The organism is Pseudomonas abyssi, from assembly GCF_003444685.1.
GTDB classification, from domain to species: Bacteria; Pseudomonadota; Gammaproteobacteria; order Pseudomonadales; family Pseudomonadaceae; genus Halopseudomonas; species Halopseudomonas abyssi.
This window is the reverse complement of sequence record NZ_LMAZ01000002.1, coordinates 496,586-502,959: the sequence shown is the minus strand read 5'-3', so window position 1 is coordinate 502,959 and position 6,374 is coordinate 496,586. Positions and strand designations below refer to the sequence as shown.

Sequence of the window (6,374 nt, the reverse complement as noted above, 5' to 3'; positions counted from 1 at the left end):
TCATCCTCGCGCAGGCGAGGATCCATGGTGGGCGCGGGCGTATGACTGGATTCCCGCCTGCGCGGGAATGACGGAGTAGTGGTGAGGTTAGTTGTGCCCAGCCGCCTGCTGCCAGTCCTTCAACCTCGTCATCCTCGCGCAGGCGAGGATCCATTGCGGGTGCTGGCCCATCGCAGGATTCCTGTCTTCGCGGGAACGGCGTTTGGTTGAGGTGTGCGTTTTTATGGGGAATGGGCAGCCGGGTTTTAGCGCAGCAGGGCGAGCAGCGACACGGCGGTCAGCGCGCCGCTGGTGATCAGCACCGGTATCAGCGCAGCGCGGCTGCGTTCATGCTTTAGCATGCGCAGGCCGCGGCGGTAGCGGTGCTGCTGGCTGCTCCACAGGGCGGTGGCCAGGCAGACGAGAATCAGCGCCACTTCCAGCCGCTGGCCGCTTTCGACGTGCAGCCAGCGCAGGGCCAGGCAGCCGACTAGCAGCAGCGACAACTGGGTGCGGGCCCAGGCCAGTTGGGTGCGTTCGGCCTGCAGGCCGGGATCGGGCGGGGTGAAGCTCACTGCTCAGAGATACCAGGTCAGCAGCAGCGCGGTGCCGGCGCAGCCCAGTGACAGCAGCGGGATGATGCGCGCCAGTGGCAGCGGGCGGCGCTGGCGCAGGGCGCGTTCAACGTTAAGCCAGCGCAGTGCGGAGCCCAGGCTGAGCAGGCCGCTGAGAATCAGCAGGCAATCGACCATCAGCCGCCGCGCTTCCGGGCTGAAGGTCTGCTGGGTGAAGGCCTCGACGGCAATCGCGCCACCGAGCAGGGCCAGTGAGGTGCGTACCCAGGCGAGATAGGTCCGCTCGTTGGCGAGGGTGAAGCGCGGGTCGGGTTCGTCACCGCCGAGCAGGCGGGTGTGGGTGCGTTCGCGCAGGGCGCGCAAGGCGTGGCGTGCTTTCATGCGGGATGCTTCTCGGCAAAAAAGCCCGGTCGCAGGCACGACCGGGCACAGGGCTTAGCACAGGGCTTAGCGTACGCCGCTGCTGCGCAGGGCACCCGGGGAGTAGTCCGAGGTGCTGGCGCGGTAGTCGAAGCGGTAACCGTCGCGCTGTTCGTTGGCCATGCTGAGGGATATGTAGCGGCCGCTCTGCAGGTCGTGGAACACGTCGGCGGCACTCAGCGGCGCCTGCTGTGCATAGTGGTAGAAGTTGTGACGCTCGCCCACCCGCCAGAGCTGATCACGGGTGTCGTAGTGGTCGACTTCGGCAATCGACCAGCTGTCTTCGTCGATGTAGAAGCGACGGGTCTTGTACACGTGACGCTGGCCGTCCTTCAGCTCGGCAACCACTTCCCAGACGCGATGGCGCTCGTAGCGGGTGTGGTTCATCGCCAGATGGCCGGGCTGGATCATCTCCTTGTAGGTCAGATCAGGTGAAGCCAGACGGTAGCTGTTGTAGGGGATCAGCAGCTCCTTCTTGCCCACCAGCTTCCACTCGTAGCGATCCGGTGCGCCGTTGTACATGTCGCGGCTGTCGGCGGTGCGCAGGCCGGCGGTGGTGGCGCCGGTCGCATCGTAGTTGATGCTCGGCGCGCGGCGCACACGGCGTTGCCCGGCCGTGTAGATCCAGGTGCGGCGCGGGTTGGCGATCTGGTCAAGGGTCTCGTGAACCAGCACTACTTCACCGACCTGCCGGGCCGGCGCGGTGATCTTGTGGCTGTAGTAGAACAGCACATCGTCTGAATCCGCTGGCTCGTAGTCGGTGGTCTGGTCGACCGGGGTGTAGTGCTGCTCCGTGGTGGTGATCACATAGTCGCCGTTGGGCTGCGGCGCGGCGGTGTCGGTGATCGAGATGCTGCTGCCGGTATTGAAGCGGGTAATGTGGTTCCAGATCACTTCCAGGCCGGTTTTGGGGATCGGAAAGGCGACGCTGCCGCGGAAGCCGTCCAGGCCGTTGCCATCGTTGATCAGCCGGGCTTCGGTCGCGTTACGTGCTGCTTCTTCGGCGACTTCAGCGGAGAAACCGACGCTGCGGTGGGTCTCGTAAACCGGCAGCACATAGGTTTCCGGGTAACGCTGGAGCAGCGCGATCTGACCGTCGGTCAGCAGCTCGCGATGCTGCTCGTAGTTAGCGGCATTGATGGTGAACAGCGGCTGTTCGCTGGCAAAGGGGTCGCTCGGCGTGCCGTTGGGCAGGATAGTACCGGCGTCCTTGGGCAGCCCTCCAGTCCAGGCCGGGATGCTGCCGTCGGCGTTGCCGGCGCGCTCGGCGCCGATCGGTGTCAGGTCCTGGCCAAGGCGTTTGGCTTCCTCGGCTGCTACGCCAGCGTGGGTAGCCGGGGCCAGCAGGGCGGCGCTCAGCAGGCTCAGGGAAAACAGGCGGGTGTATTGGTTCATCGGTGTGCTCCGCATCAGAAGGTAACGCCGACGCTCAGGGCCACAAAGTCGCGGTCGCCCTTGGTGCCGTAGTCACCGTCGAAGTAATTGGTGTAGGAGATATTGGCGCTGTAGGTGCGGTTGAACTCCGCGCCCAGGCCCAGGCTGATGGCGGTCGATCCTTCGGAGAAGCCAGAGGTTTCAGTCGGGCTGTGACCCTCGACGTCGTGCGACCAGGAAACGCTCGGCTTCAGGTCCATGCCGGCCAGGGCGTCGGCGTAGCTCCAGATGGCGCGCACGCGGTAGCCCCAGGAGAAGTCGGTAGCAAAACCGTCGTCGTTGCAGTGTTCGGGTGTTTCCGAGCCTGCCAGACAGATGCTGTTGTCAGCCAGTTCGCCCTGTCCGAAGGTGCTGTTGCGGCCGTAACGGGGGCCGAAATCGCCTTCCAGACCACCAATGAAGGTGGCTCCCGCTTCGCCCACCAGGAAGAACTGGTCTGCGCCCATCACCTGGCTGAACGAGTGGGTGGCGGTCATCTGTACCTGGGTGACCTCCTTGCGACGATAGCCGTTGCTGCGCGCGCCGTTGGCGGTCGAAATGGCGCCACTGCTGACCAGCGGCGAGCGGTCCGGGTTGTTCAGGGCAGCGTTGGTCATGTCGGTGCCGTTGAACTGCAGCGGCATGTTCGGGCGGTAGCTGATCTCGCCCTGCAGCGCGGTGCCGGTGCGCAGGTTGGTGGCGAAGGTCAGGCCGTACAGGCGGATGTCTTCCGGGTAGTCGACATAAAAGCTGGAGGTGCCCAGACGCAGGGCGCCGGTCAGCGCGCCGGGCACGCCGACGGGGTTGCCGCCGTTGGCATACGGGCTGTTGATCAGGCTGCTGTAGGGCATGCGGCTATGATAGTTGGCAAAGTAGGCGCCAAACTCGGTATCCAGCGGTTCAACGAACCAGCGCATGGCCAGACCGAACTGACCGCTGTTGCGGGCATCGTTGTCGCCGCTGCGCTTGACCTGGATACCGGCCGGGGTGATGTTCACGCCATAGGGCACGAGGGCGGCGATGGCACCGGCATTGGCAGACAGATCAGGGCCGACGAAGCGACCGTCGCAGCCCTCTGGGATCGAGTCGTTGCCGCTCATGAAGGTGCCGCAGTTGTCGAGCTGGGTCTGCTCCCAGTCGAGCTGGTAGAAGCCTTCAACGGACAGGTTGTCGGTCAGGTTCTGAATGCTGTAGAGCATGTTGACCGGCACCAGACCTTCCTTGATTTCCGAGCCGGGGCGGCGCAGGGCGCTCAGGTTGAACGGGTTGACGACGTTGATGCCGCCCTGGATGAAGGTGCTTTCACCCCAGTTGACTACCTGCTTGCCCAGACGCACGGTACCGGGCTGACCGGCCAGATCGTAGTTGTGATAGAAAAACGCGTCCAGCAGCTCGATGCCGGCGGACTTCATCGAGGTCTTGCGGCCGGCGTCTTCGATATCGACGAAGCGTTGGCTTTCGTCGCGTACCGCGTAGTCGTACCAGTAGCTGCCACGCAGGAAGATGCCGCTGTCGCCGTAGCGCAGTTCCAGGTCGTGGGTGCCCTTGAACAGCTTGGAGTAGATGTCACCGGAACGGTAGTTGCGGCGGCCATCGTCGCCACTGGCGCTGCGCATCAGGTCCTCGTCCGGATTCTCGGTCGCAACGCTCATGCCCAGACTCAGCGAAGAGGTGATCTGGCCGTCGATGTCACCGAGTTGGAAGGTTGAGGCGGCAGCGGGTGTTGCAGCGCAGGCCATGGCCAACAGCAGGATGGGGTAGGGGGCGCGGCGCCCGTTGAAGTCAGTCACTATCAGGACCCTCATTTTTATTATCGGTCGAACTGCATGAATGGCTCATGCGTATTTGTGATGGACTGCATGCTATTGCTGCAGTTATTGGCTCGCAAATACCGTATTTCGATGGTTTTTATAACGTTTTGGCATGGTTTGGCGCGCGGGCGCGGGTATCCCTACGCCGCCGCAGGCGGGCATTTTGAGGTTGGAAACAGGCGCACCGCACCTGCAGGCGTGCAGGTGCGGTGAGATGGTTGGTCAGTGCTTGGCGCTACTGCGGCGCAGGCCGATACGCCAGGCGAGGAACAGGGCCAGCAGGATAAAGCCACAGGCGATCGGGCGCTCCAGCAGGTAGCCGATCTGCCCGTCCGCCAGCAGCACGCTCTGGCGCACGTTCAGCTCGAATGCGGGGCCGAGCACGAAGCCGATGATGAAGGTGACGAAAGAGAAATCCAGCAGGCGCATGAAGAAGCCGAGCACGGCAAAACCGATCAGCAGCCAGGCGCTGAACAGGTTGCTGGAGACGATGATGCCGGTCACGCAGAGCAGCACCACGCAGGGCAGGATGATCGGCAGCGGCAGGCGGATCACCTTGACGAACAGGCGCATGGTGAACAGGCCGAACACCAGGTTGCACAGGGTGCCGAGCAGCATGGCGCCGAAGATCGCGTAGACCAGCCGGCCCTGTTCGGAGAACAGCTGCGGCCCGGGGGTGATGCCGTGGATCACGAAGGCGCCAAGAATCAGCGCCGCGGCCACGTTGCCGGGGATGCCCAGGGACAGCAGCGGAATGAAGTTGGAGCCGACCACCGCCGAGTTGGCGGCTTCTGTTGCGGCCACGCCGCGAATGTCGCCCTTGCCGAAGTTGCTGTCCGGCCCGGCGGCGCGCTTGGCCGAGGCGTAGCCCAGGAAGGCGGCAGCGGTGGAGCCGAGCCCGGGGATGGCACCAATCACGGTGCCGATGCCGGTGGAGCGCAGGATGGTCGGCAGGATGTGGCTGAAGTCTCGCCAGCGGAAGCGGTTGGCGCTGCTTTCGCCCAGCTCGGTTGGCTCTGCCTGGCTGCCAGTGTCGCCGTGGACGATGGCCTGACGAAAGATCTCGCCCAACGCCAGTACGCCGATACCCACGGCGCTGATCGACAGCCCGCCCATCAGCTCGGGAATACCGAACGACAGACGCTCGCCGGCGGTTTCCGGGTCGGTGCCGACCAGGCTGAGCAACACCCCGAGCGCCGCGGCAATCAGGCCTTTGAGCATCGAGTGGCCAGCCAGCCCGGCGACCACCACAAAGGCCACCAGCACCACCGAGGCCATCTCCAGCGGGCCCATCTTCACCGCCAGCACCGCCAGCGGCGCGGCGACCAGAAACAGCACCAGATCACTCATGGCATCGCCGCTGACGGAGGACGCGTGCGCCGTGCGCAGCGCCTTCAGCGCCTGCCCGTTGCGCGCCATCGGGTAGCCGTCGAAGGTGGTGGCGGTGGCCTCGGCCGAGCCCGGCGTGTTCATCAGGATGGCCGAGACCGCGCCGCCCAAGGTGCCGCCCTTGTTGATGCCGACCAGAAAGCCGATGGCGGTGACCGGGCTGAGGTAGAAGGTGAAGGGCACGGCGATGGTAATGGCCATCAGCGCGCCGACACCGGGTGCGGCGGCGAAGATCTGGCCGATCAGCACGCCGGCGCCGATATAGAGCAGGTTACTCAGGGTGAAGGCGTCGGCCAGCCCCAGCAGGATGTCTTGCATGATCGTAGCTCCTCAGTCCAGGGGCGCGCCCAGCGCGAGTTTGAACAGCAGCCATAGCGCCTGCGGCCAGAGCACTGCGGTGGGGATAAGCCGGCTGAGTCGCTGTTCGCCCATGGCGAGCATGAATCCGGCAACCAGAAACGCGGCGCCAGCCAGGTAGCCCAGCCAGTGCAGCAGCACGAGGCTGAGCGCAAGCAGCGTGGCGAGCAGCAGCAGGCGTGCAAAATGCCTGCGGCTGAACTCGATGCGCCGGGTATCTACCTGGCTGAGCAGCCGGTTGATGAACAGCAGGGCACCCAGAACGGTGATGGCGCCGACGCAGAGGTAGGGGAAAAAGCGCGGCGACAGGCCAAAGCCGAAGCCGTCGCCGACGTGGTTCGGAATCAGGTAAAGCAGGCCGAACAGGCCGGCCAGCACAGTCAGCAGGCCGGCCCAGAGATCAAGGGTTCGTTCAGACATGGTGGGCGGA

The 6,374-nt window shown here is 64.7% G+C and carries 6 protein-coding genes; all 6 read right to left on the bottom strand.

The window, feature by feature from the left end:
* Positions 1–245 precede the first annotated feature (245 nt).
* Positions 246–554, bottom strand: coding sequence for a DUF202 domain-containing protein (locus ASB58_RS10505; RefSeq protein WP_118130520.1), 309 nt, complete (start codon positions 552–554; stop codon positions 246–248).
* 3 nt (positions 555–557) lie between these two features.
* Complete coding sequence (locus ASB58_RS10500) at positions 558–935, bottom strand: YidH family protein (RefSeq protein WP_088277972.1); 378 nt, start codon at positions 933–935, stop codon at positions 558–560.
* A gap of 66 nt (positions 936–1,001) precedes the next feature.
* Entirely contained in the window at positions 1,002–2,369 is a 1,368-nt protein-coding gene (locus ASB58_RS10495) for a DUF1329 domain-containing protein (RefSeq protein ID WP_118130518.1), read from the bottom strand.
* Positions 2,370–2,383: 14 nt separating this feature from the next.
* A complete protein-coding gene (locus tag ASB58_RS10490) occupies positions 2,384–4,192 on the bottom strand; it encodes a DUF1302 domain-containing protein (RefSeq protein ID WP_118130515.1) in 1,809 nt (602 codons plus the stop codon).
* A gap of 228 nt (positions 4,193–4,420) precedes the next feature.
* Positions 4,421–5,905, bottom strand: coding sequence for a tripartite tricarboxylate transporter permease (locus ASB58_RS10485; RefSeq protein ID WP_118130513.1), 1,485 nt, complete (start codon positions 5,903–5,905; stop codon positions 4,421–4,423).
* Positions 5,906–5,917: 12 nt separating this feature from the next.
* A complete protein-coding gene (locus tag ASB58_RS10480; protein ID WP_118130511.1) occupies positions 5,918–6,364 on the bottom strand; it encodes a tripartite tricarboxylate transporter TctB family protein in 447 nt (148 codons plus the stop codon).
* Between the last annotated feature and the right edge of the window lie 10 nt (positions 6,365–6,374).